General features: G+C 68.7%; 22 protein-coding genes. 16 read left to right on the plus strand and 6 right to left on the minus strand.

Going from position 1 to position 24,329, the window contains the following annotated elements:
- Window positions 1-238: 238 nt before the first annotated feature.
- From rimP to pnp, 10 genes are all read left to right on the plus strand, one after another.
- Window positions 239-835, plus strand: coding sequence for a ribosome maturation factor RimP (gene rimP, locus B3K53_RS12055; RefSeq protein ID WP_292084608.1), 597 nt, complete (start codon window positions 239-241; stop codon window positions 833-835).
- On the plus strand, window positions 835-2,559 hold the full coding sequence (gene nusA / locus B3K53_RS12060) for a transcription termination factor NusA (protein WP_292084609.1): 1,725 nt from the start codon (window positions 835-837) through the stop codon (window positions 2,557-2,559). Before rimP ends, nusA begins: the two co-directional genes overlap by 1 nt.
- An 18-nt stretch (window positions 2,560-2,577) precedes the next feature.
- Window positions 2,578-3,282 (plus strand): RNA-binding protein, encoded by a 705-nt coding sequence (locus B3K53_RS12065; protein ID WP_292084611.1) that lies wholly within the window; start codon window positions 2,578-2,580, stop codon window positions 3,280-3,282.
- Between the two features lie 79 nt (window positions 3,283-3,361).
- Window positions 3,362-6,373, plus strand: coding sequence for a translation initiation factor IF-2 (gene infB / locus B3K53_RS12070; RefSeq protein WP_292084613.1), 3,012 nt, complete (start codon window positions 3,362-3,364; stop codon window positions 6,371-6,373).
- A gap of 145 nt (window positions 6,374-6,518) precedes the next feature.
- Entirely contained in the window at window positions 6,519-7,043 is a 525-nt protein-coding gene (locus B3K53_RS12075) for a hypothetical protein (protein ID WP_292084615.1), read from the plus strand.
- 7 nt (window positions 7,044-7,050) lie between these two features.
- Window positions 7,051-7,761 carry a DUF2459 domain-containing protein gene (locus B3K53_RS12080; RefSeq protein WP_292084617.1) on the plus strand — a complete coding sequence of 237 codons (711 nt, stop codon included), beginning with the start codon at window positions 7,051-7,053 and terminating at the stop codon, window positions 7,759-7,761.
- A gap of 62 nt (window positions 7,762-7,823) precedes the next feature.
- Complete coding sequence (rbfA, locus tag B3K53_RS12085; RefSeq protein WP_292084618.1) at window positions 7,824-8,276, plus strand: 30S ribosome-binding factor RbfA; 453 nt, start codon at window positions 7,824-7,826, stop codon at window positions 8,274-8,276.
- A gap of 3 nt (window positions 8,277-8,279) precedes the next feature.
- Entirely contained in the window at window positions 8,280-9,212 is a 933-nt protein-coding gene (truB, locus tag B3K53_RS12090; RefSeq protein WP_292084620.1) for a tRNA pseudouridine(55) synthase TruB, read from the plus strand.
- Window positions 9,213-9,259: 47 nt separating this feature from the next.
- On the plus strand, window positions 9,260-9,529 hold the full coding sequence (gene rpsO, locus B3K53_RS12095) for a 30S ribosomal protein S15 (RefSeq protein WP_292084621.1): 270 nt from the start codon (window positions 9,260-9,262) through the stop codon (window positions 9,527-9,529).
- A gap of 298 nt (window positions 9,530-9,827) precedes the next feature.
- Window positions 9,828-12,056 (plus strand): polyribonucleotide nucleotidyltransferase, encoded by a 2,229-nt coding sequence (pnp, locus tag B3K53_RS12100; protein ID WP_292084623.1) that lies wholly within the window; start codon window positions 9,828-9,830, stop codon window positions 12,054-12,056.
- Window positions 12,057-12,308: 252 nt separating this feature from the next.
- Here pnp and B3K53_RS12105 read toward each other — a convergent pair whose 3' ends face one another.
- Window positions 12,309-12,752 (minus strand): hypothetical protein, encoded by a 444-nt coding sequence (locus B3K53_RS12105; protein ID WP_292084624.1) that lies wholly within the window; start codon window positions 12,750-12,752, stop codon window positions 12,309-12,311.
- A 68-nt stretch (window positions 12,753-12,820) separates the two neighbouring features.
- Window positions 12,821-13,537: a ribonuclease PH gene (rph, locus tag B3K53_RS12110; protein WP_292084625.1), complete on the minus strand. Its 717-nt coding sequence runs from the start codon at window positions 13,535-13,537 to the stop codon at window positions 12,821-12,823.
- 50 nt (window positions 13,538-13,587) lie between these two features.
- Between rph and hrcA the strand changes: the two genes are divergently transcribed.
- The gene (gene hrcA / locus B3K53_RS12115) at window positions 13,588-14,691 is read left to right on the plus strand and encodes a heat-inducible transcriptional repressor HrcA (protein WP_409515803.1); all 1,104 of its coding nucleotides are present in this window, start codon (window positions 13,588-13,590) and stop codon (window positions 14,689-14,691) included.
- Between the two features lie 41 nt (window positions 14,692-14,732).
- Window positions 14,733-15,329, plus strand: a complete 597-nt coding sequence (gene grpE, locus B3K53_RS12120) for a nucleotide exchange factor GrpE (protein ID WP_409515802.1) — start codon at window positions 14,733-14,735, stop codon at window positions 15,327-15,329.
- A 207-nt stretch (window positions 15,330-15,536) separates the two neighbouring features.
- Here the strand turns inward: grpE and B3K53_RS12125 are convergent, their stop codons facing one another.
- Window positions 15,537-16,442, minus strand: a complete 906-nt coding sequence (locus B3K53_RS12125) for a dienelactone hydrolase family protein (protein ID WP_292084628.1) — start codon at window positions 16,440-16,442, stop codon at window positions 15,537-15,539.
- A 74-nt stretch (window positions 16,443-16,516) separates the two neighbouring features.
- Window positions 16,517-17,134: an alpha-ketoglutarate-dependent dioxygenase AlkB family protein gene (locus B3K53_RS12130; protein ID WP_292084629.1), complete on the minus strand. Its 618-nt coding sequence runs from the start codon at window positions 17,132-17,134 to the stop codon at window positions 16,517-16,519.
- 464 nt (window positions 17,135-17,598) lie between these two features.
- Between B3K53_RS12130 and dnaK the strand changes: the two genes are divergently transcribed.
- The 4 genes from dnaK (at window position 17,599) to B3K53_RS12150 (ending at window position 22,577) form a co-directional block, all read left to right on the plus strand.
- Entirely contained in the window at window positions 17,599-19,509 is a 1,911-nt protein-coding gene (gene dnaK / locus B3K53_RS12135) for a molecular chaperone DnaK (protein WP_292084631.1), read from the plus strand.
- 185 nt (window positions 19,510-19,694) lie between these two features.
- Window positions 19,695-20,900: a molecular chaperone DnaJ gene (gene dnaJ / locus B3K53_RS12140; protein ID WP_292084633.1), complete on the plus strand. Its 1,206-nt coding sequence runs from the start codon at window positions 19,695-19,697 to the stop codon at window positions 20,898-20,900.
- Window positions 20,897-21,646: a 4-hydroxy-tetrahydrodipicolinate reductase gene (gene dapB / locus B3K53_RS12145; RefSeq protein ID WP_292084635.1), complete on the plus strand. Its 750-nt coding sequence runs from the start codon at window positions 20,897-20,899 to the stop codon at window positions 21,644-21,646. The genes dnaJ and dapB overlap by 4 nt, the downstream gene beginning before the upstream one ends.
- 7 nt (window positions 21,647-21,653) lie before the next feature.
- The gene (locus B3K53_RS12150) at window positions 21,654-22,577 is read left to right on the plus strand and encodes a DMT family transporter (protein ID WP_292084638.1); all 924 of its coding nucleotides are present in this window, start codon (window positions 21,654-21,656) and stop codon (window positions 22,575-22,577) included.
- A gap of 8 nt (window positions 22,578-22,585) precedes the next feature.
- Here B3K53_RS12150 and dut read toward each other — a convergent pair whose 3' ends face one another.
- Together dut and coaBC are read right to left on the minus strand one after the other, a co-directional pair.
- The gene (gene dut / locus B3K53_RS12155; RefSeq protein WP_292084640.1) at window positions 22,586-23,035 is read right to left on the minus strand and encodes a dUTP diphosphatase; all 450 of its coding nucleotides are present in this window, start codon (window positions 23,033-23,035) and stop codon (window positions 22,586-22,588) included.
- Window positions 23,036-23,046: 11 nt separating this feature from the next.
- Window positions 23,047-24,270, minus strand: a complete 1,224-nt coding sequence (gene coaBC / locus B3K53_RS12160; RefSeq protein WP_292084641.1) for a bifunctional phosphopantothenoylcysteine decarboxylase/phosphopantothenate--cysteine ligase CoaBC — start codon at window positions 24,268-24,270, stop codon at window positions 23,047-23,049.
- Window positions 24,271-24,329: the final 59 nt, after the last annotated feature.

Below are 24,329 nucleotides of genomic sequence, written 5' to 3' on the forward strand. Positions count from 1 at the left end.
CGCGCTCCGCAGCCGGTGGCCCAGACGGTGGCCGCCCTGCGCAGCGGCGCCCGCAAGCCGTCTCTGGTGGTGGTCTCAGACGGCTGGGAGGAGTTCTGAACCTTTGCGACGACGGCGGGGGCTGACACGGCCCCCGCTTTCGCCTATATGACCGCTCACATCGTTAGACCGGCGTCCAACGGCGTCGTTTCAAGCGGCGGCCCGGACGGACCGCCGCTTTTGTATTTGGACCTGACCCTTGCGCGCCAAGACCGCTGAAGACCGCGCCCTGCTGGAGATGATCGACCCCGTGGCCGAGAGCCTGGGGCTGGCCGTCGTGCGCGTGCGCCTGATGGGCGGCACCCTGCGTCGCCGTCTGCAGATCATGGCCGAGCGCGTGATCGACAATGACATCTCGGTCGAGGAATGCGCCCGCCTGTCGCGCGCCGTGTCGGAAGTGTTCGACGCCGCCGATCCGATCTCGGGCGAGTACCTGCTGGAGGTCTCGTCGCCCGGCATCGACCGCCCGCTGACCCGCCTGATCGATTTCGACCTGTTCGAAGGCTATGAGGCCCGCTTGGAAACCGACCGCATGGTCGAGGGGCGCAAGCGCTTCAAGGGAATCCTGGCCGGGATCGAGGGCGACAACGTCGCCATCGATCTGGACGGCGAGGAGGACACGGCCCTGATCCCCTTCGAATGGATTGCGGACGCCAAGCTGGTGCTCACCGACGAACTGCTGAAGCGGGGCGCGGCCCTGCGCGCGGCGCGCGGCGAACCCGAAGACGACGGCCTGCCGGAAGGTGCGGCTGAAGACGAACAAACCACCCCGACCTCGACCAAGGACAAAGCCTGATGGCCGTCACCGGTATTTCCGCCAACCGTCTCGAACTGCTCTCGATCGCCGACGCCGTCGCGCGTGAGAAGAACATCGACAAGGAAATCGTCATCGAGGCGATCGAGGAGGCGATCCAGAAGGGCGCCAAGTCGCGCTACGGCGCCCATCACGACATCCGCGCCAAGATCGACCACAAGACCGGCGAACTGTCGCTGACCCGCCACGTCACCATCGTGCCGGACGACTGGCAGCCGGAAGACGAACTGGAAGAGTTCAACGACAGCGCCATGGTGCGTCTGCGCGACGCCTCCAAGCGCGACCCGGAAGCCGAGGTCGGCAAGGAATACGTCGAGGTCCTGCCGCCGTTCGAGTTCGGCCGCGTCCAGACCCAGATGGCTCGCCAGGTCGTGACCGGCAAGGTCCGCGAGGCCGAGCGCGCCAACCAGTACGAAGAGTTCAAGGATCGCGTCGGCGAGATCGTCAACGGCACGGTCAAGCGCGTCGAATACGGCAACACCATCGTCGACCTGGGCCGTGGCGAAGGCATCATGCGCCGCGACCAGTCGATCCCGCGCGAGGTGTTCAACGTCGGCGACCGCGTCCGCACCTACATCTACGACGTTCGTCCCGAGGCCAAGGGGCCGCAGGTCATGCTGTCGCGCGCCCACCCCGGCTTCATGGCCAAGCTGTTCGCCCAGGAAGTGCCGGAAGTCTATGACGGCGTGATCGAGATCCGCGCCGCCGCCCGCGACGCCGGTTCGCGCGCCAAGATGGCCGTCCTGTCGAACGACAGCTCGATCGACCCCGTCGGCGCCTGCGTCGGCATGCGCGGCTCGCGCGTTCAGGCGGTCGTCGCCGAACTGCAGGGCGAGAAGATCGACATCATTCAGTGGAACGACGACGAGCCCACCTTCATCGTCAACGCCCTGGCCCCGGCCGAAGTGGCCAAGGTGGTCATGGATGAAGAGGCTGACCGCGTCGAAGTCGTGGTGCCGGACGAGCAGCTGTCGCTGGCCATCGGCCGTCGCGGCCAGAACGTGCGCCTGGCTTCACAGCTGACCGGCTGGCAGATCGACATCATCACCGAGTCGCAGGACAGCGAGCGTCGCCAGAAGGAGTTCGCCGAGCGGACCGCCCTGTTCCAGGAAGCCCTGGACGTCGACGAGACCATCGCCCAGCTTCTGGTCACCGAAGGCTTCGCCACCATCGAAGACCTGGCCTTCGTGGAATCCTACGAAGTCGCCGAGATCGAAGGCTTCGACGAGGAGACCGCCGAGGAGCTGCAGACCCGGGCCCGCGAATTCCTGGACCGCAAGGCTGCTGAGCTGGACGCCAAGCGCGTCGCTCTCGGCGTCGAGGATGCCGTGCTGGACGTGCCGGGCGTGACCGGCGCCATCGCCGTCGCCCTGGGCGAAGGCGGGGTGAAGACGGTCGAGGACCTGGCCGACCTGGCCACCGACGAAATCCGCGGCGGTTATGAAGTCCGCAACGGCGAGCGCGTGAAGGTCGCCGGCGTGCTGGAGAGCTTCAACCTGTCGCAACAGGACGCCGAGCTGCTGATCCTGCAGGCCCGCGTGGCCGCCGGCTGGATCGACGCCTCGGAGCTGCCGCAGGTCGAAGAGCCCGAGTATGAGGAAGAAATTTTCGCCGAGGCCGGCGAAGAGGGCGCCGAATACGAGGTTGAAGCCGTTGATGCTGATGCGGAGGTCATCGCTGAAGACCTCGAGCCGTCGCAAGACTGATGGGAGCCGCAGCCGTCCATGACCCCGAACGAGGCGCTGATCGATAGAGACCGTCAGGACCTGGTGACCCGCCAGGTTCTCGATGAATCTCGCCTGATCCGCTTCGTGCCGGCGCCGGACGGCTCGGTCGCGCCCGACCTGGCGCGCAAGCTGCCGGGCCGGGGTCTCTGGGTCGAAGCCTCGCGGGCTTCGGTCGAGACGGCTGTGAAGAAGAACCTGTTCGCGCGGTCGGCCAAGGCGCCGCTGAAACCCGCGCCGGACCTGGCCGATCTGGTCGAAAAGCTGCTGGTTCGACGCTGTCTGGACCAACTGGGTCTTGCCCGGCGCGAAGGCGTGCTTATCTCTGGCTTCGAAAAGAGCGCCGCCGCCATTCGCGGCGGGCGAGCGGCTTGGGTCATCGAGGCGGCGGACGGTTCCGCTGACGGTCGAGGCAAGCTTCTGGCCCTGGCGAAACATCCGTCCCCGGCGCCCAAAATCTGCGGCGCATTCAGCGCGGACGATTTGAGTTTGGCCCTTGGGCTGGAAAATGCGATACACGCCGTCCTGCTGCAAGGCGGGCGAGCCGATCGTTGGACCCTTGAGGTCGAGCGGCTGGCGGGATTTCGGCCTCTGCGTCCAGAGAGCTGGCGCCGGGACGGTCCCGGCGACGGCGCCGAGGACGACCGGGGCGAGACCCTGGAACGAGAGCCTGAGGCTTTTGGCGGGCGAGGACCTGTTTCCTGATCAGGAAGCGGGACCACGCCCGGCTATGGGTGTTTGACGAGACGATGGCGGAATTCTCCGCCCCGAGTAAAGCGACCGGATGAGCGACGAAAACGACAAGACCGAAGACGGTAAGACCCCTGCCAACGCGCCTTCTCAAACGGGGCCGCGCGCTCCGCTGAGCCTGAAGCCGCGGACGGCCGGATCGGTCTCGACCGGCACCGTGAAGCAGAGCTTCAGCCATGGACGGTCCAAGACCGTGGTCGTCGAGACGAAGCGCCGCGCCGGCGCCGCGCCCGGACATCAGCGTCCGCAGGGCTTCGACGTGTCGCGTCCGCGCGCCGAGCAGGGTGCGCCGCAATCGCCGCGCGCCAATGCGCCGCGTCCGGCCGGCGGAGGCCTGTCGGTCGAGGAGCAGGAAGCGCGTCGCCGCGCCATCGCCCTGGCCACCCAGGCCCAGGCCGAGCGTGAACGCGCCGCCGTGGCTGAAAAGGCCGCCCGCGAAGCCGCCCAGCGCGATCAGGCCGCCGCCGCCGAGAAGGCCGCTGAAGCCGCTCGCGCCGAAGCCGCCGCCGCCAAGGCCGCGGCCGACGCCGCCCGCGCCGAAGCCGCCAAGCTGACGGCCGCCGCGCCGCCGGCCGCCCCGGCCAAGCCCAAGATCGAACTGCCCAAGCCGATCGTGCCGGCGCCGACGCCCGCGCCGGCTCCGGCTCCGGCCGCGCCCGCCGCTCCGGCTCGTCCGGCCGCGCCCGCGCGCCCGGTGGTCAACTTCGGCCAGCGCGCGCCCAAGATCCCGACCGGCCGCGCGCCGATCGAGCGTCCCGCCTTCGGCGGCCGCTCGGCCCGCGAGCAGGCCATGGGCGACGGCGATCGCCCGCAGTCCGATCGTCCGCAGGCCTCGGACCGTCCGCAAGGCGGCCGCCCGCAAGGCGATCGTCCGCAGGGCGCCCGTCCGGCCGCCAGCCAGACCGTCCGCTATTCAGCCCTTAACCCGAAACCGGCGCCCGGCGCCGCCCGACCCGGCGCGGCCCGCACCGGCCCCGGCGGCCGCCCGACCCCGAACCAGCCGCCGGCGACGCCCGATGTGGCCCGTCCCAGCCGCGCGCCCGGCGCCGGCTTCGGCCGTCCGGTCCGTCCCGAGGACGACCGCGACAAGCGCTTCTCGGACGCCGGCAAGGCCGTCAGCCGCACGCGCGGCGAACCCAAGCGCCGCGAAGGCCGTCTGACCATCCAGTCGGTCGCCGGCGACGGCGACACCGCCGAGCGCATGCGCTCGCTGGCCTCGGTCCGCCGGGCCCGCGAACGCGAGAAGGAAAAGCGCAAGGGCGGATCGACCGATGCGCCGAACCGGCCGCGTGAAGTCGTCATTCCCGACGTCATCACCGTGCAGGAGCTGTCCAACCGGATGGCCGTCCGCGGCGTGGACATCATCAAGTTCCTGATGCGTCAGGGCATGATGATGAAGATCAACGACGTGATCGACTCCGACACCGCCGAACTGGTGGCCGAAGAGTTCGGCATGGCCGTCAAGCGCGTGTCGGAATCCGACGTCGAGGAAGGCTTCATCGCCGAGGCCGACGACGAAGGCGCCACCACCCTGCGCGCCCCGGTCGTGGCCATCATGGGCCACGTCGACCACGGCAAGACCTCGCTGCTGGACGCTCTGCGCACGACCGACGTGGCCGGCGGCGAAGCCGGCGGCATCACCCAGCACATCGGCGCCTATCAGGTGCGCCTGGAAGACGGCCAGCGGGTCACCTTCCTGGACACCCCGGGCCACGCCGCCTTCTCGGCGATGCGGGCGCGCGGCGCCAACGTCACCGACATCGTGGTCCTGGTCGTGGCCGCCGACGACGGCGTCATGCCGCAGACGATCGAAGCCATCCGTCACGCCAAGGCCGCCAACGCGCCCCTGATCGTCGCGGTCAACAAGATCGACAAGCCGGACGCCAACTCGCAGAAGGTGGTCAACGAGCTGCTGCAGCACGAAGTCATCGCCGAAAGCCTGGGCGGCGACACCCAGATCATCGAGGTGTCGGCCAAGAACCGCATCAACCTCGACGGCCTGATCAACGCCATCCTGCTGCAGGCCGAGGTCATGGACCTGCGCGCCAACCCGGACCGTTCGGCCGAAGGCGTGGTCATCGAGGCCAAGCTGGACAAGGGCCGCGGCCCGGTCGCCACCGTCCTGGTCAAGCGCGGCACGCTGAAGCGCGGCGACATCGTCGTGGCCGGCTCCGCCTGGGGCAAGGCCCGCGCCCTGCTGGACGAACGCAATGCTCAGCTGACCGAAGCCGGTCCTTCCGTCCCGGTCGAGATCCTCGGCCTGTCGGAAGCGCCCTCGCCGGGCGACGTCTTCGCCGTGGTGGAGAGCGAGGCCCGCGCCCGCGAGCTGACGGAATACCGTGAGCGCGTGAAGCGTGAGAAGAGCCAGGTCTCGGGCGGCAGCCTGTCGCTGGCCGACATGATGGCCAAGCTCGGATCGAAGAAGATCAATGAGCTGCCGGTCGTCATCAAGTCCGACGTCCAGGGCTCGGGCGAAGCCATCTCGGCCTCGCTGGAGAAGATGGGCAACGACGAGGTGCGTGCACGCGTCGTCTATTCGGGCGCCGGCGGCATCACCGAGAGCGACGTCAACCTGGCCAAGTCGGCCGGGGCGCCGATCCTCGGCTTCAATGTCCGTGCGTCCAAGCAGGCGCGCGAACTGGCCGACCGCGAAGGCGTCGAGATCCGCTACTACTCGATCATCTACGACCTGCTGGACGACATGAAGGGCGTGCTCTCGGGCATGCTGGCGCCGCTCCAGCGCGAAACCTTCCTCGGCAACGCCAAGGTGCTGCAGGTCTTCGACATCACCAAGGTCGGCAAGATCGCCGGCTGCCGGGTGTCGGAAGGCGTGGTCCGCAAGGGCGCGCGCGTCCGCATCATCCGCGACGACGTGGTGGTGCTGGAACTGGGCGTGCTCAACACGCTCAAGCGCTTCAAGGACGAGGTCAACGAGGTGCCCTCGGGCCAGGAGTGCGGCATGCAGTTCCAGGGCTTCCAGGACATCAAGGAAGGCGACTACATCGAGTGCTTCACCGTCGAAGAGGTCAAGCGCACCCTGGACTAGGGTTCGCCGGACTGACGAAGGCCTCAGGGGCGCGGTTTCGAAAGGGACCGCGCCCCTTGTCTTTTCGGGCCGAGGGTTCACGGCGGCGGCCGATGCCGTTACGGTCCGCCGGTCGCCGGGGGGGGTGTCCATCGACGGGGTCGCCATGCGTCGCCACATCCTGATTTCGCTTCTTCTGACCGCCTCCGCGGCGGCGGGACCGGCCATGGCCGACACCCGCTTCCTGGCCTTCGACGCACGCGACCGCACGACCCAGGCCCTGACGCGCGGCGTGACCCTGGAAGTCGAGCGCGGCCTGTTCGGCGCCGTGGCGGTGCGCAACCTCTTCTCCAGCACCTCGCGCGGTTCGGCCCGTTTCACGCCGGGCGGGCCCGACGCCGTGCGCCGCGCCCTGCCGGCGGGGGCGAGCGAGAGCGGAGTCTACGCCATCGTCCAGGAAGGCGACGGGCGGGGTCTGTCGCGCGCCCTCTGCCCCGGCTCCGACGAGAGCTGGGTCGTGGTGGGCCGGGTCAAGGCGGGGCGTCCCATGACCATGCACGCCGTCGGCCGTTGGAGCGACGGCCAGTACCGCCACTGCGTTCAGCTGAACTACGACTATCGCGGCGAATGGGCGACGCAGCAGGGCGCCAGCCCGGCGCGGGACGCCCCCGTGGCCTACGGTCCGGGCTGAGGCCCGGATGGAGGCGCTCGGGCGGTTTCTGATCGCGGCCCTGATCGGCCTGCTCGCCGCCCTGTGGACCCTGACCCGATCCGGCGATCCGGCTCTTTTCCCTGCGGCGCCGGGCGAGCCGGGCGTGACCGTCTATCTGCTCGACAACGGCTTTCACACCGACCTGGCCGTGCCGCGCGCGGCCCTGATGGACGGGGGCGGACCGCTGGCCGAGGCGACGGCGGGGCTGGCCCCCGGCGACTGGGTGCTGGTCGGCTGGGGCGATGCGACCTTCTATGTCGATCAGAGCCCGATCCCGGGGCGACTGGCCGACGGGGCGCGGGCCTTCTTCCGGCCGGGCAACGCCTCGGTCGTCATGCTGGACCCCGAGGCGCGCGATCCGACGCGGCGGTTCCGGGCCGAGGATCGACAGGCGCTGCGGCTGTCCCGGGCGGGCATGGCGGCGCTGCGGGCGCGGGTCCAGGCGTCGCTGGCGACCGACGCGGCCGGGTGTCCGATCCTGGCGGCGGCGCGGCCCGGCGACGACGCCCGCTTTTTCGTCAGCCGCGAGACCTTCTGGATCGGCCACCTGTGCAACCACTGGACGGCGGAGCTGCTGTCGGCCGGGGGCCTGCCGGTTCGGCCTTTCCGCGCCGTGACCTCGGGCGAGGTGATGCGGACGGCGGTCCGCGCGGAGCAGGGCGCCGCCAAGCTGGACTTGGAGCCCGTCCGCGACTAGACCGCGCCCTTCGCTTTTTCAGCCGGCGTCCGATCCCCGGCGAGCGACCCAGGAGGCGCGCCATGAGCCGCAAGCAACATACCCGCAACGCCACCGGACCTCAGGGTCCGTCGCAGCGCCAGCTGCGCGCCGGCGAACTGATCCGTCACGCCCTTGTCGACGTGCTGCGCGAACAGGAAATTCACGACGAGGCCCTGCTGGGCGTGTCGATCACCGTGACCGAGGTGCGGCTGTCGCCGGACCTGAAGCACGCCACCTGTTTCGTAGAACCCCTGGGCGCGGGCGTCGAGGCCGCCGTGACCGCGGGCCACGAGAGCGAGATCATCAAGGCGCTGAACGCCCACGCCAAATTCCTGCGCGGCCAGCTGGGCCGCCACATCGACATGAAGTTCACCCCGGATCTGCGCTTCCGTCATGACGAAAGCTTCGATGCGGCCAGCCACATCGACCGTCTGTTCGACGACCCGCGCGTGCGCGCCGACGTGGCGCGCGCCGAAGACCAGGACGAAGACTGACCCATGGCGCGTCGCAAGAAGGGCGAGATCGTCAACGGCTGGGTCTGCCTGGACAAGCCCTATGAGATGGGCTCGACCGAGGCGGTGACCAAGATCCGTCGCCTGTTCGACGCCCAGAAGGCGGGCCACGCCGGGACCCTGGATCCCCTGGCCTCGGGCATCCTGCCCATCGCCCTGGGTGAGGCGACCAAGACCGTGCCCTTCATGATGGACGCCGAGAAGGTCTATCGCTTCACCATCCACTGGGGCATTTCCACCGACAGCATCGACCGCGAGGGCGAGATCATCGCCCGCTCGGACGTGCGGCCCTCGGTCGAGGCGGTGAAGGCGGCCCTGCCGGCCTTCGTCGGCGAGATCGATCAGGTCCCGCCCCAGTTCTCGGCTATCCGTGTCAACGGCGAGCGCGCCTATGACCTGGCGCGCGACGGCGCCGAGTTCGAACTGGAAGCCCGCAAGGTCATGATCCATGAGGCGGCGGTGACCGACGCCCCGGACGCCGACCACGTCGAGATCACGATGCGGACGGGCAAGGGCGTCTATGTCCGCTCGCTGGCGCGCGACCTGGCCGCCATGCTGGGCGCCGAAGGGCATGTTTCGGCCCTGCGGCGCGAGCGGGTGGGGCCGTTCTCGACCGAGAACGCCGTCACTCTGGATTTTCTCGTCGATCTGGCGCATAAGGGCGCCGCCTTGGAAGGCTTGCTGCCCGTTTCGACCGCTCTGGACGACATCCCGGATCTGGCCGTCACGGAACAGGACGCCTTCTCGCTGAGGCAGGGACGGCCGATCGTTCTGCTCCCCCGTCAGGTCGAGACCTTGAAGAGCCAGCTTTCCGCCGGTTCGCGCACGGTGTCGGCCTTCGCGGGAGAAACGCTCGTCGCGCTCTGCACCCTGCGGGCCGGACGGCTAGAACCCGACCGTGTTTTCAATCTCCCCTAGCGCTCGTCTTCGGACGGCGCGACAGGGCTCCAACATGGAGACTCTCGATGTCGATTACGGCTCAACGCAAGGGCGAAGTCATCGCTGACAACGCTCGTTCGGCTGCAGACACCGGCTCGGCCGAGGTCCAGGTCGCGATCCTTTCGGAACGCATCGCCAACCTGACCGAGCACTTCAAGACCCACAAGAAAGACAACCACTCGCGTCGCGGCCTTCTGAAGATGGTCTCGCAGCGTCGTCGTCTTCTTGACCACCTGATCAAGGTCGATCGCGAGCGTTACACCGCTCTGATCACCAAGCTGGGCCTGCGTCGCTAAGGCGGCCGACCGGCAGCGGATAGATTTCTCGAGGCGCGGGCGGACACGTCCGCGCCTCGTTCCGCACCTAAGAGCCCTTTGTCGAAGCGGAAGTGGTTCGCCTCGAGAAACGCTCGACCAGTGAGCTTCCTGCGCGCCGCAGGTCTTTAACGGCGCAGACGCGAGGGCCAGGACGGTCCTTGCTCCATCCGCCCGGACGCGATGGCGCGACCGGGTTTTCGGGGACCGAGGGACTGAACAGCCCGAGGCTCCACACACCCCCGTCGGGAATACGCCCGCGGGAGACGAAAGAAGAAAAATGTTCGATATCAAACGCAAGACGATCGAGTGGGCCGGCCGCCCGCTGACGCTGGAAACCGGCCGCATCGCCCGTCAGGCTGACGGCGCCGTTCTGGCGACCTACGGCGAGACCGTGGTCCTGGCCACCGTCGTCTATGGCCGCCAGCCCAAGCCGGGCCTGGACTTCTTCCCGCTGACCGTCAACTACCAGGAAAAGACCTTCGCCGCCGGCAAGATCCCGGGCGGTTACTTCAAGCGTGAAGGCCGTCCGTCGGAAAAAGAGACCCTGGTCTCGCGCCTGATCGACCGTCCGATCCGTCCCCTGTTCGTCAAGGGCTTCAAGAACGAGACCCAGGTCGTCATCACCGTGCTGCAGCACGACATGGAAAACGACCCGGACGTCCTGGGCATGGTCGCCGCTTCGGCTGCTCTGACCATCTCGGGCGTGCCCTTCATGGGTCCGATCGGCGCCGCCCGCGTCGGCATGATCGACGGCGAGCTGGTGCTGAACCCGGCCATCGACCAGATGGGCGAAAGCGCTCTGGACCTGGTCGTCGCCGGCACGCAAGACGCCCTGATGATGGTTGAATCCGAAGCCAAGGAGCTGTCGGAAGAGAAGATGCTCGAGGCTCTGATGTTCGCGCACGCGGGCATGCAGCCGGTCATCGACGCCATCATCGACCTGGCCGAACACGCCGCCAAGGAGCCGTTCGACTTCCAGGCCGAGGACCACTCGGACGTCGTCGCCTCGATCAAGAAGCTGGTGGGCGAAGACATCAAGGCCGCCTACGCCCACCCGGGCAAGTATGAGCGCCGTTCGGGCGTCGATGCGGCCAAGAAGACCGCCGCCGCCGCCCTGGTGAAGACCGACGAGAACCCCGAGGGCGTTGACAGCTCCAAGTTCTCGGCCGCCTTCAAGGAATGCGAAGCCGACGTCCTGCGTCGCGACATCATCGAGAACGCCCACCGCGTCGACGGCCGCGCCCTGGACAAGGTCCGCGCCATCGTTTCGGAAGTCGGCGTCCTGCCGCGCACCCACGGTTCGTCGCTGTTCACGCGCGGTGAAACCCAGGCCCTGGTCGTCGCCACGCTCGGCACCGGCGAGGACGAGCAGTACATCGACAGCCTGCAGGGCACCTACAAGGAGTCCTTCCTGCTGCACTACAACTTCCCCCCCTATTCGGTGGGTGAAGCCGGCCGCATGGGCTCGCCCGGCCGTCGCGAAATCGGTCACGGCAAGCTGGCCTGGCGCGCGATCCGTCCGATGCTGCCGACCAAGGAAGACTTCCCCTACACCATCCGTCTGGTCTCCGAGATCACCGAGTCCAACGGCTCGTCCTCGATGGCCACGGTCTGCGGTTCGTCGCTGGCCCTGATGGACGCTGGCGTGCCGCTGGTTCGTCCGGTCTCGGGCATCGCCATGGGTCTGATCCTGGAGCCGTCGGGCGAGTTCGCCATCCTGTCGGACATCCTGGGTGACGAAGACCACCTGGGCGACATGGACTTCAAGGTCGCGGGCACCTCGGAAGGCATCACCAGCCTTCAGATGGACATCAAGGTCGCCGGCATCACCAAGGAGATCATGGAGCAGGCCCTGACCCAGGCTTCGGCCGGTCGTCTGCACATCCTCGACGAAATGTCGAAGGCCATGGACGCTCCGCGCGCCGAACTGGGCGAGCACGCTCCGAAGATCGAAACCATCAAGATCCCGGTCGACAAGATCCGTGAAGTGATCGGTTCGGGCGGCAAGGTGATCCGCGAGATCGTCGAGAAGACGGGCGCCAAGATCGACATCGGCGATGACGGCACCATCAAGGTCGCCGCCAACGACCAGGAGAAGATCGACGCCGCCAAGAACTGGATCAACTCCATCGCCGCCGAGCCGGAAATGGGCGCGATCTACACCGGCAAGGTGGTCAAGGTCGTCGACTTCGGCGCCTTCGTGAACTTCTTCGGCGCCAAGGACGGTCTGGTCCACGTGTCCCAGATCGCTCTGGAACGCGTCGCCAACCCGGCCGACGTCCTGTCGGAAGGCCAGGAGGTCAAGGTCAAGTTCCTGGGCTTCGACGATCGCGGCAAGACCAAGCTGTCGATGAAGGTCGTCGACCAGACCACCGGCGAAGACATCACCGACAAGATCAACGCCGAGCGCGCTGAACGCGGTGAAGCCCCGCTGTCGGAAGACACCGGCGGCCGTCCCAAGGGCGACCGCAACGGCGGCGATCGCGGCCGTCGCCGTCGCGACTAGGCCTCACGATTTGAGATGAGAGGGCCCCGCTGGAAACGGCGGGGCCTTTTTTCTTTTTGGGGCGCCGTCGCCCGCGACGCGGTCGCGGGCTGTTTGAGCGCCGGTTCTCCCTCCCCCTTGTGGGGAGGGTGGCTGGCGCGAAGCGCCAGACGGGTGGGGCGCTTCGGCAGGTCAGACGCTGCGGATAATCAGCCTGGCCCTCCCCACCCGGTCGCTGCGCGACCACCCTCCCCATGAAGGGGAGGGAGAAGGTTACGCCCCGCATTCCTTCGGCTTGGTCTCATCCGGGCCGTACATGGCGCAGGATCGGTCGATCTCGCCCTGGATCATGTCGCAGGGGTTGGCGCTGTTGCAGGGCGGACGGGTGGCGGGGCTGACGGCGATGCAGCGCTCGACCAGACGTTTGGACCGGGCCTCGCCGATCTCGGCCAGGCAGGAGCCGGGTTCGCCGACGGGCGTGACGGCGGGCGCCTCCGGCTCGGCTTCCGGCTTGGGCTCGACCTTGGCTTCGGTCTTGGGTTTGGGCGGCGCAACGGGCGCGTCCTTGAGCGGCACGGCGTCGATCGGTTCCTGCGACAGCGGCGTGTTGACGCCCGCGGGCGGCGGAGTCTCGGCGGGTGCGGACTGACGCTGGCCGCATCCGGTCAGCAGGGCGGCCGTCAGGGCCAGAAGCGAGGCGGCGAGGGCGGGGCGCATGAGGCAGTCTCCGTTCGCAGAAGACCGCACCATGCCTTGATCAGCCCTCGCGGCCTAGTCCTCGATAATCAGCGGCCGAGGGCGGCCCGTTGCAGGGCGAACAGTTCGGCGCAGCCGATGCCGGCCAGTTCGAACAGGCGGTCGAACTCGGGGCGCGAGAAGCCGCGCTTCTCGCCGGTGGCCTGGATCTCGACGATGCCGCCGGCGCCGGTCAGGACGAAGTTGCTGTCGGCCTCGGCGGTGGAGTCTTCCTCATAGTCGAGGTCCAGCACCGGCAGGTCGTTGAAGATGCCGCAAGACACGGCGGCGACCTGATCGATGATGGGATCGGCCTTCAGCACGCCCTCGTCCTTGAGGTAGTTCAGGGCCACAGCCATGGCCACCCAGGCGCCGGTGATCGAGGCGGTGCGGGTGCCGCCGTCGGCCTGGATGACGTCGCAGTCGATCAGGACCTGACGCTCGCCCAGGGCTTTCAGATCGACCACGGCGCGCAGGCTGCGGCCGATCAGGCGCTGGATTTCCTGGGTGCGGCCCGACTGCTTGCCGGCGGCGGCTTCACGACGACCACGCGTGTGAGTGGCGCGGGGCAGCATGCCGTATTCGGCCGTGACCCAGCCCTGGCCGGTGTTGCGCATCCAGCCCGGGACCTTTTCCTCGACCGAGGCGGTGCACAGGACCTTGGTGTGGCCGAACGAGACCAGGCACGAGCCCTCGGCGTAGCGGTTGACGCCGGTCTCCAGCGTGACGGCGCGGAGTTGTTCGGGGGTGCGTTTAGACGGGCGCATGGGATTTCCTTGGAACCTGAGTGGGGCGTGCTTATCCTGAAAGCGTGAGCCTGTATGCCCCCCATCCGTCGCCGTTCGGAAGCGCCCCCGCTGGCCTGGGGACGCTGGACGCGCGCGCGCGCGACATCTTCCGCCGCATCGTCGAGACCTATCTGGAGACGGGCGAGCCGGTCGGGTCGCGCACCATCTCGCGCGGCGGGCTGGCTCTGTCGCCCGCCTCGATCCGCAACACCATGCAGGATCTGACCCTGGCTGGCCTGCTGGCCTCGCCCCACACCTCGGCGGGGCGGGTGCCGACTCATGCGGGCCTGCGCCTGTTCGTCGACGGCCTGCTGGAGGTCGGCGACATCGGTCAGGACGAGCGACGCGAGATCGACGCGCGGCTGGCAGCCGCTTCAGGCAAGCATGGGGGCCGCAACTTCGAAGAGGCGCTGGACGCCGCCACCAACCTCCTGTCCGGTCTGGCCGGCGGGGCGGGCATTGTCGCCAGTCCGGTGCGCGACGCAGGCGTCAAGCACGTCGAGTTCGTGGCCCTGGGCCATGACCAGGCCCTGGCGGTTCTGGTCGGGGACGACGGCACGGTCGAGAACCGGCTGATGCCGCTCTCGGCGGGGGTGACCCCCTCGACCCTGTCCGAGGCCTCGAACTTCCTCAACGCCCGGCTGAAAGGCCGCCCCCTGGCCGAAGCCCGCACCGAGATGAGCGCCGAACTGGACGCCGCCCGGCGTGAGCTGGACGCCGCCGCCGCCCGTCTGGTCGAGGACGGTCTGGCCGCCTGGTCCGGCGGGGGCGAGCGCGACCGGGCCTTGATCGTGCGTGGGCGCGCCAACCTGTTGCAGGACGCGCAAGCGGTCGAGGATCTGGAGCGGGTGCGTGTCCTGTTCGACGATCTGGAGCAGAAGGAACAGCTGATCGGCCTGCTCGACGGCGTCGGCGCGGCCCAGGGCGTGCGCATCTTCATCGGCGCCGAAACGCGCCTGTTTTCGCTTTCGGGTTCCGCTGTGATCGCGGCGCCTTATATGACGGGTCGGCAGCGGATGCTGGGCGCCATCGGCGTCATCGGCCCTGCAAGACTGAACTATGCCCGTGTCATCCCGTTGGTGGACTATACCGCCCGGGTGCTGGGCCGGATTCTGGACGGACAAGAGACGTGAACGACATCAACGACGAGACCCGGGACCAACTCGAGCAGGACATGGGAGAGGCCGCCATCGATGCTGCACAGGAAGCCGCCGAAGACGGCGACATGGCCGTGGTCGACGCCCTGATCGCCGAGCGCGACCAGTGGAAGGACCGCGCCCTGCGCGCCGTGGCCGATGCCGAAAACACCAAGCGCCGCGCCGAGAGCCAGGCTAACGACGCCCGCGCCTACGCCATCCAGCGTTTCGCCAAGGACCTGCTGAGCGTGGCCGACACCCTGGAACGCGGCCTGCTGTCGGCGCCCAAGGTGCTGGAAGGCGCCGAGACCGACAGCGCCGCCGCCGCCATGGTCACGGGCCTGGAGCTTACTCAGAAATCCCTGCTGTCGGCCTTTGAATCCAACGGTCTGACCCGCGTCGCGCCCGAGCCGGGCGAGGCCTTCGACCCCCATCTGCATCAGGCCGTGATGGAGCAGCCCTCGGACAGCGTGCCGGGCGGCACGGTGATCCAGACCCTGCAGCCCGGCTACGCCCTGTTCGGCCGCACCGTGCGCGCCGCCATGGTGGCGGTCGCCGCCAAGGGCTCGGGCCCGGCGGGCGGCGCCTATTCGGAAGCCAATACGACCGGCGGGAATTTCGACGCCAAGGCGTGAGCCTCGGCCGAGTGAGAATGAAAAAGGCCCGGGGCGGATGCTCCGGGCCTTTTTTGCTTGGGGCGGTTCGCTTCCAATTTCCGCTCATCCCCGCGGAGGCGGGGACCCAGTGTTTTGGCTTCCAAGCACTTCGATTGACGAGTGAGGTCTCCGACTGGCGCTCTCACTGGGTCCCCGCCTCCGCGGGGATGAGCGGGTTAGGTAGCCTTAGTGTTTCAGCCGATGCTCGAAAAACGCCAGCAGCCGTCGCCACCCATCCTGCGCATCCGCCTCGCGGTAGCTGGCGCGGTAGTCGGCGTGGAAGCCGTGTGGGGCGTCGTCGTAGAGGATGATCTGACTGTCGGTCTTGCCCGCAGAGGTCAGGGCCGCGCGCATGGCCTCGACGCTGGAGACCGGGATGCCGCCGTCCTGTCCGCCGTAGAGACCCAGCACCGGGGCCTTCAGCTCGGCGGCCAGATCGACCGGCCAGGGGCGGCCCGCTGTCGCCTGGGCCTCGGTGGCGTTGGCGGCGGGGGCCAGGCGGCCGTACCAGGCCACTCCGGCGTCGAGGGCCGGGAAGCGGGCGCAGGCCTGCCATACCACCTTGCCGCCCCAGCAGTAGCCGGTGATGCCGACCTTGTCGGACTTGGCCCAGGCTTGCAGGCCGATCCACTCCAGGGTGGCGCCCACGTCGCCCATGACCTGCTCGTATCCGGCGGCCCCGACGATGGTCATGATGGCGGCCATGTCGCTGAGCGGGGCCGGGTCTTCCTTGCGTACGAAAAAGGCGGGGGCGACGGCGGCGTAACCGGCCTTGGCCAGGCGGCGGCAGATGTCGCGGATGTATTCGTGCACGCCGAAGATCTCGGACACCACGATGACGACAGGGAAGGGACCGTCGCCCTCGGGCCGCGCGACATAGGCGGGCAGTTCGAAGCCGTCGGGAGCCGGAAAGGAGACGGTGTGGGCGGTCAGGCCGGCGCTGTCGGTGGTGATCGGGCTGGCCGTCTGGCTGAGGGCGGCGGGGGCGTAGGCGGCGAAGGCCACGCCGCCGAGGGCCGCGACCCCCAGGCTGCGGCGGCTGGGGGCGATCTGGTCGGCGCTCAGGCCCTCGGGCCGGGTGATCAGGGTCATCGCGGGTCTCCGGTGCTGCGTCACAAATGAGGCCGGGACTGTGGCCCGGCTTTGACGTCCCCGTCGAGTCCCGATCAGCGCGCCCGTCTCAGCGTCAGATTGATCCGCCCGCCGCCGGGGACCAGCCTGGACGAGCCCGCCAGCAACCGGTCGATCCCGTGCCGCGCCAGGCGGGCCGGGCCGGTCAGGGCGCAGACGTCGCCGGACGCCAGTTTCAGGCTGTGGGTCTTGCCGCCTTCGGCCGCGCCGATGCGGAAGACCGCCGTATCGCCCAGCGACACCGACAGGACCGGCGCGCTCAGGTCGGCTTCGTCGCGATCCTGATGCAGGCCCATCTTCGCCTCCCCGCGATAAAGGTTGACCAGGCAGGCGTCGGGCGGGGCGGGCCAGCCGGTCAGGGCGTCCCACAGGTCGAGCAGGGCCTGCGGCATCGGTGGCCAGGCCTGGCCGGTGACCGGGTGGGTCGGCTGATAGCGATAGCCCGCCCGGTCCGAAACCCAGGCCAGGGGCCCCATGCCCGTCATCTCGACCGAAAAGGGACGCCCGCCGGGCGTGACGGGGCGATAGAAGGGAGCCGTTTCAGCCGCCGCCAGCACCTGATCCAGCAGGGCCTTTTGCGCCGTCCCGTCGAGCGCGCCCGGCCACAGGCGAAAGCCGGGCAAGCCGGTCGGGGTTTCGCGAGGTGGAGACATATTCCCCGTTTAAGACCCATCCCTCAGTGGGAGAAGCGTCTCGTCCATCCTTGCCGTCATTCCGGGGCGCGAAGCGAACCCGGCACCCAGGACCCAACATTCCGCCGAGTCGTCCTCGGATCCAGCGACTGGGCCCCGGATCGTCCCTTCGGGCCGTCCGGGGTGACGGCGAGGTGCAGGCTTCGCTTGGAGGCTCGAGCTCTCAGCCGCCGGGAGAGGGTCTATTGCGGTAAACGGCGCCGAATCCGTCCTGAACCGCACGAAACCCTTGCGGCCCCTGCGGTCTTTCCCATATCCGGGCCAGTCTGGAAGAAACCCCGAAGTTGCTGGGGCTTTCGACCGCAACCATCCAACCCGCCTGACCGGACGACCGGAACGGCTTTCAGCCCAACTGGGGGCGGTCACGCGCGGCGCTTTTCGAAGGCCGCCGCATCGCCCGCCGCAAGGAGTGAAAAGACAAGCTCATGGCCAAGATCATCGGCATCGACCTCGGCACGACCAACTCGTGCGTCGCCGTCATGGACGGCAAGAACCCCAAGGTCATCGAGAACGCCGAAGGCAACCGCACGACCCCGTCGGTCGTGGCGATCCAGGACAGCGGCGAAGTGCTCGTCGGCCAGCCTGCGCGTCGCCAGGCGGTCACGAACCCGACCAACACCTTCTTCGCCATCAAGCGCCTGATCGGCCGCAATTTCGATGACCCGGTGGTGGCCAAGGACAAGGGCATGGTGCCCTATGAGATCGTCAAGGGTCCGAACGGCGACGCCTGGGTGCGCGCCCACGGCAAGGACTATTCGCCGCAACAGGTCTCGGCCTTCACCCTCGGCAAGATGAAGGAGGCCGCGGAGGCCTACCTCGGCGAGACCGTGACCCAGGCCGTCATCACCGTTCCGGCCTACTTCAACGACGCCCAGCGTCAGGCGACCAAGGACGCCGGCAAGATCGCCGGCCTGGAAGTCCTGCGCATCATCAACGAGCCGACCGCGGCCGCCCTGGCCTATGGCCTGGAGAAGAACGACGGTCAGAAGATCGCCGTCTATGACCTGGGCGGCGGCACCTTCGACGTCTCGATCCTGGAGATCGGCGACGGCGTCTTCGAGGTGAAGTCGACCAACGGCGACACCTTCCTGGGCGGCGAGGACTTCGACCTGCGTCTGGTCGACTACCTGGCCGACGAGTTCAAGAAGGAGCAGGGCGTCGATCTGCGGACCGACAAGCTGGCCCTGCAGCGCCTGAAGGAAGAGGCCGAGAAGGCCAAGAAGGAACTGTCCTCGACGTCGCAGTACGAGGTCAACCTGCCCTTCATCACCATGAACGCCTCGGGCCCGCTGCACCTGAACATCAAGCTGTCGCGCGCCAAGCTGGAAGCCCTGGTCGATGACCTGATCCAGCGCACGATCGAGCCCTGCAAGAAGGCCCTGGCCGACGCCGGTCTGAAGGCCGGCGACATCGACGAGGTCGTCCTGGTCGGCGGCATGACCCGCATGCCCAAGGTCGTGGAAGCCGTGAAGGCCTTCTTCGGCAAGGAGCCGCACAAGGGCGTGAACCCTGACGAAGTCGTGGCCCTGGGCGCCGCCGTTCAGGCCGGCGTTCTGCAAGGCGACGTCAAGGACGTGCTGCTGCTGGACGTGACCCCGCTGACCCTGGGCATCGAAACCTTGGGCGGCGTCTTCACCCCGCTGATCGAGCGCAACACCACCATCCCGACCAAGAAGAGCCAGGTCTTCTCGACCGCCGACGACAACCAGTCGGCCGTGACGATCCGCGTCTTCCAGGGCGAGCGCCCGATGGCCGCCGACAACAAGGTCCTGGGTCAGTTCGACCTGATGGGCATTCCGCCGGCGCCGCGCGGCATGCCGCAGATCGAGGTCGCCTTCGACATCGACGCCAACGGCATCGTCCACGTCACCGCCAAGGACAAGGCGACCAACAAGGAGCAGTCGATCCGCATCCAGGCCAACGGCGGCCTGTCGGACGCGGACATCGACAAGATGGTCAAGGAAGCCGAGGCCAACGCCGCGGCCGACAAGGCCCGCAAGGATCTGGTCGAGGCCGCCAACGGCGCCGACAGCCTGATCCACTCGACCGAGAAGGCCCTGTCGGAACACGGCGACAAGATCGACGACGCGACCAAGGCGACCATCCAGTCGGCCCTGGACGACCTGAAGTCGGCCAAGGACGGCACGGACCCCGAGGCTATCCGCGAGAAGACCAACACCCTGGCCCAGGCTTCGATGAAGCTGGGCGAGGCCATGTACGCCGCCCAGCAGGGCGCCGGTGAAGACGGCGCCTCGGAAGCTCCGGCTGACGACGGCGTGGTCGACGCCGAGTTCGAGGAAGTCTCGGACGCCGACGACGACAAGAAGAACGCGTAACGAAACGCGGCTTATGACGACCGGCCCCGCTTGCCAGACGGCAGGCGGGGCCGTTTCATAAAACTTGCATCATTCGACCGGGCGCCCATGTCAGCAGACATGGCCGTTGGGTCATCCGCGAACGTACGATCCTCGGCTTAACGGGGACGGCGGGCGCGACGGGAAAGTAAGAGGACGAACGCCTGATGGCGCAGCGTGACTATTACGAAATTCTGGGGGTCGAGCGGACCATTGACGCCGCTGGCCTGAAGTCGGCCTATCGCAAGCTGGCCATGACCCACCATCCCGACCGCAACGGCGGCTCGGAGGAATCCCTCGCCAAGTTCAAGGAGATCTCCGAGGCCTATGCGGTGCTGTCGGACGATCAGAAGCGCGCGGCCTATGACCGGTTCGGTCATGCGGGCGTGAACGGCGGCGCCGGCGGCGGCGACCCGTTCGGACGCGGCGGCGGTCAGGGCTTCCACGACATCAACGACATCTTCTCCCAGGTCTTTGGCGACGCCTTCGGCGATGCGTTCGGCGGCCGGGGCGGACGTCAGCAGCAGGGCGGTCCGCGTCGCGGCTCGGACCTGCGCTATGACCTCGAGATCACCCTGGAGCAGGCCTACAAGGGCGCCGAGGTCGAGATCTCGGTCCCCACCACCATGACCTGCGAGGTCTGCGACGGTTCGGGCGCCAAGGCCGGCACCAAGCCGACCATCTGCTCCACCTGCGGCGGCGCCGGGCGCGTGCGCCAGGCCAACGGCTTCTTCCAGGTCGAGCGCACCTGCCCCCGCTGCGGCGGCTCGGGCGAGATGATCGCCGACCCCTGCAACGCCTGTCACGGCCACGGTCAGGTCCGCAAGAACCGTCAGCTCAGCCTCAAGATCCCGGCCGGCGTCGACGACGGCTCGCGCATCCGCCTGTCGGGCGAGGGCGAGGCCGGCCAGCGCGGCGGCCCGCGCGGCGACCTCTATGTCTTCCTGTCGGTGCACGACCACGAACTGTTCGAGCGCGACAACCTGGACCTGCTGGTCACGGTGCCGGTGCCGATGACGGTGGCGGCGCTCGGCGGCGTCGTCGACGCCCCCTGTCTGGTGTCCGAGGCCTGCGACGGCAAGTGCAGGGCCACGGTCGAGGTGCCCGCCGGCGCCCAGACCGGCAAGACCGTCCGCATCAAGGGCAAGGGCATGCCCCACCTGAACGGCCGCCAGCGCGGCGATCTGGTGGTCGAGCTGTTCGTCGAGACCCCGACCGATCTGACCCCGCGTCAGAAGGAGCTGCTGACCGAGCTGGCGGCGTCGCTGGGCGAGACCCAGACCCCGCGCAACACCAGCTTCGCCGGCAAGGCCAAGCGCTTCTGGGCCGACATCCTGGGCGGCGACGCCGACAATCCGAAAGAGACCGCGTGAGCGACATCTTCCACGCCGGCATCTCCGGCGCCCGGGGCCGCATGGGCCGCGCCGTTTCACAAGTCCTCGACGCCCGCGAGGACGTGGTGGTCGCCGCCCGTTTCGACCGGGGCGAGACGCCCGACCTGAACCTGTGCGACGTCATCATCGACTTCTCCACGCCCGAGGCCTCGGTAGAGTTGGCCAAGGCCTGCGCCGCGCGCGGAGGTCCGGCCCTGGTCATCGGCTCCACCGGCCTGTCGCCCGAACAGGACGCGGAACTAGAGGCGGCGGCGGAGAAGATCGCCATCGTCCGCAGCGGCAACTTCTCGTTGGGCCTCAACATCCTGATCGGTCTGGTCGAGCACGCCGCCCAGCGTCTGGACGGCCGCGACTGGGACATCGAGGTGCTGGAGACCCATCACCGGCGCAAGGTGGACGCGCCCTCGGGCACCGCCCTGATGCTGGGCGAGGCCGCAGCCAACGGCCGTGGCCGCGATCTGGAAGACCTCAAGACTGCTCCCTATGACGGCATCACCGGCCCGCGCGAGCCCGGCAAGATCGGCTTCGCCAGCCTGCGCGCCGGCGGCGTCATCGGCGAGCACACGGTGCTGTTCGGCTCGGACGACGAACTGCTGACCCTGTCGCATTCGGCCATCGACCGCTCCCTGTTCGCCAAGGGGGCCGTGGTCGCCGCCGCCTGGGTGCGCAACCGCCGCCCCGGCCTCTACGACATGCAGGACGTGCTCGGCTTCCGTCAGGCCTGATCGGCGGATGAGCCGGCCGGGCGTCAGACAGGGGAGCAGCTACGGCATCATGCTGCGGGCGGCGGCCGCCCTCAGCTTCTCCCTGATGTACGCCCTGATGAAGTGGGCGGCGACGATGGAGCCCGTCTCGGCGGGCGAGATGGTCTTCTACCGTTCGATCTTCGGCCTGCCGGTGGTGCTGTTCTGGGTGCTGAACAGCGGCGGGGGCTTGGCCGCGATCTCGACCCGGCGGCCCATGGTTCACGTCTGGCGCTGCGCCCTGGGGGTGACCGGCATCCTGCTGATCTTCCAGGGCTTGCGGTTGCTGCCCCTGGCCGACGCCACGACCATCGGCTTCACCGCCCCCATCTTCGCCACCTTGCTGTCCATCGTCTTCCTGAAGGAGAAGGTGGGGCGTCATCGCTGGACGGCGGTCATCCTGGGCTTCGTCGGGGTTCTGGTCCTGGTGCGGCCCGGCGCCGAGGGCGCGCCGCCGCTGGGCGGTCTGCTGTTCGCGCTGGGCGGAGCCTTCGTCGCGGCTTCGGTCACCGTCACCCTGCGCCAGCTGGGCAAGACGGAATCGGCGACCGCCATCGTCTTCTGGTTCTTCGTCGCCTGCGCCGTGGTGGGCGGGGGCCTGGCCCTGATGGACGGGCACAGCCACAGCTGGCCGGTGCTGGCCATACTGGCGGCGGGCGGGCTGGCGGGCGGGCTGGCCCAGTTGCTGATGACCAGTTCGCTGCAGCACGCCCCGGTCTCGGTCCTGGCCCCGCTGGACTATCTGCAGATGGTCGGGGCCGTGGTTCTGGGCTGGCTGTTGTTGAGCGACGCGCCGACGGGGGCGACCCTGATCGGGGCCGCCCTGATCGCCGGCAGCGGCCTCTACACTGCCTGGCGAGAGCGCGTGCTGAGGCGCGAGATCACCCCGCCGTCGCCCAGTTCGACGGTCTGACGCCCGGCCTATTTCCCCGTCGAGCCGAAACCGCCGGCGCCGCGCGCCGTTTCATCCAGAGCCTCGACCTCGGCCATGACGGCCTGGGTGTAGGGGGCGATGACCATCTGGGCGATGCGTTCGCCGCGGTTGATCTCGAAAGCGAGCTGGCCGTGGTTGATCAGGATGACCCCGACCTCGCCGCGATAGTCGCTGTCGATGGTGCCGGGCGAATTCAGGCAGGTGACGCCGTGCTTCAGCGCCAGACCCGAACGGGGCCGCACCTGGGCCTCATAGCCGGGCTCCAGCGCGATCTTCAGGCCTGTCGGGATCAGCTTGCGCTCGCCGGGAGCGAGGATCACCGGCTCGAATTCCGGCAGGGCGGCGCGCAGGTCCATGCCCGCCGATCCCGTCGTCTCATAGGCGGGCAGGGCCAGGCCCTCGGCGTGGGGCAGACGTTGGACGCGGACGGTGGTCATGAAGGGATCTTTCAGGCCTTGAAGTGATCGGCGATGCGGCGGGCAAGCTTCCTCGCCACCTCGGTCTTGGACTGGCGCGGCCAGGGCTCGGCGCCGTTCAGGGTGAACAGGGTCACGGCGTTGCCGTCCGAGCCGAAGACCTCGCCCGAGACGTCGTTGCCGACGATCCAGTCGCAACCCTTTCTGGACAGCTTGGCGCGAGCATTGCCCTCCAGGTCGCTGGTCTCGGCGGCGAAGCCGACCACCAGTTTGGGGCGCTTCGGGCCGGGGGCCGAGACGCCGGCGAGGATGTCGGGGTTCTCGATCAGGGCCAGGGAGGGCGGACCGCCCGGCTTCTTCTTGATCTTGCCGGAAGCGACGCCGTCCACGCGCCAGTCGGCGACGGCGGCGCTCATCACGGCGATGTCGGCGGGCAAATGAGCCTCGACAGCGGCCTTCATCTCGGTGGCGGCCTCGACCCAGAGGCGGGTGACGCCGACCGGCGCATCCAGGGCCACGGGGCCGGAGATCAGGGTCACCTCCGCGCCCAGTTCGGCCAGGGCGGCGGCGACGGCGTAGCCCTGCTTGCCGCTGGAGCGATTGGTCAGGCCGCGCACCGGGTCGATGGGCTCGAAGGTCGGCCCGGCGGTGACCACGGCGGTCTTGCCGGTCAGCGGGCGGCCGTCAGGGCCAGCCAGCAGGCGGGCGATCGCGTCGAGGATGACGGCGGGTTCGGCCATGCGGCCGGGGCCGAACTCGCCGCAGGCCATCTCGCCGTCGTCGGGGCCGACCACGGCCGCGCCGTGGAAGCCGTCGAAGTTTTTCAGCCGCTCGACATTGGCCTGAACCGCCGGGTGCAGCCACATGCGCACGTTCATGGCCGGGGCCAGCAGAACCTTCTTGTCGGTGGCCAGAAGCGTGGTCGAGGCCAGGTCGTCGGCCATGCCGTTCGCGGCCTTGGCGATCAGCCCCGCCGTCGCCGGCGCCACCACCACCAGATCGGCCCAGCGCGACAGCTCGATATGGCCCATGGCCGTCTCGTCCTCGGGCATGAACAGGGCCTGGCGTACCGGATGGCCGGTCAGGGCCGCCAGGGACATGGGGGTGACGAACTCGGCGCCGGCCTTGGTCAGCAAGCTCATCACCTCGGCCCCGGCCTTCTTCAGCAGACGCGTCAGCTCCAGCGCCTTGTAGGCGGCGATGCCGCCGCCGACGATGAGCAGGACCTTGCGGCCCGAAAGCGAGGATGCGGTCATGAGGAATCTCTAGCGGGGCCGCATGACGCCGTCGAGACAAAGCCGTGGATCGACGCGCG

The sequence above is a fragment of the Brevundimonas sp. UBA7506 genome (assembly GCF_002479495.1).
Classification (GTDB): Bacteria; Pseudomonadota; Alphaproteobacteria; order Caulobacterales; family Caulobacteraceae; genus Brevundimonas.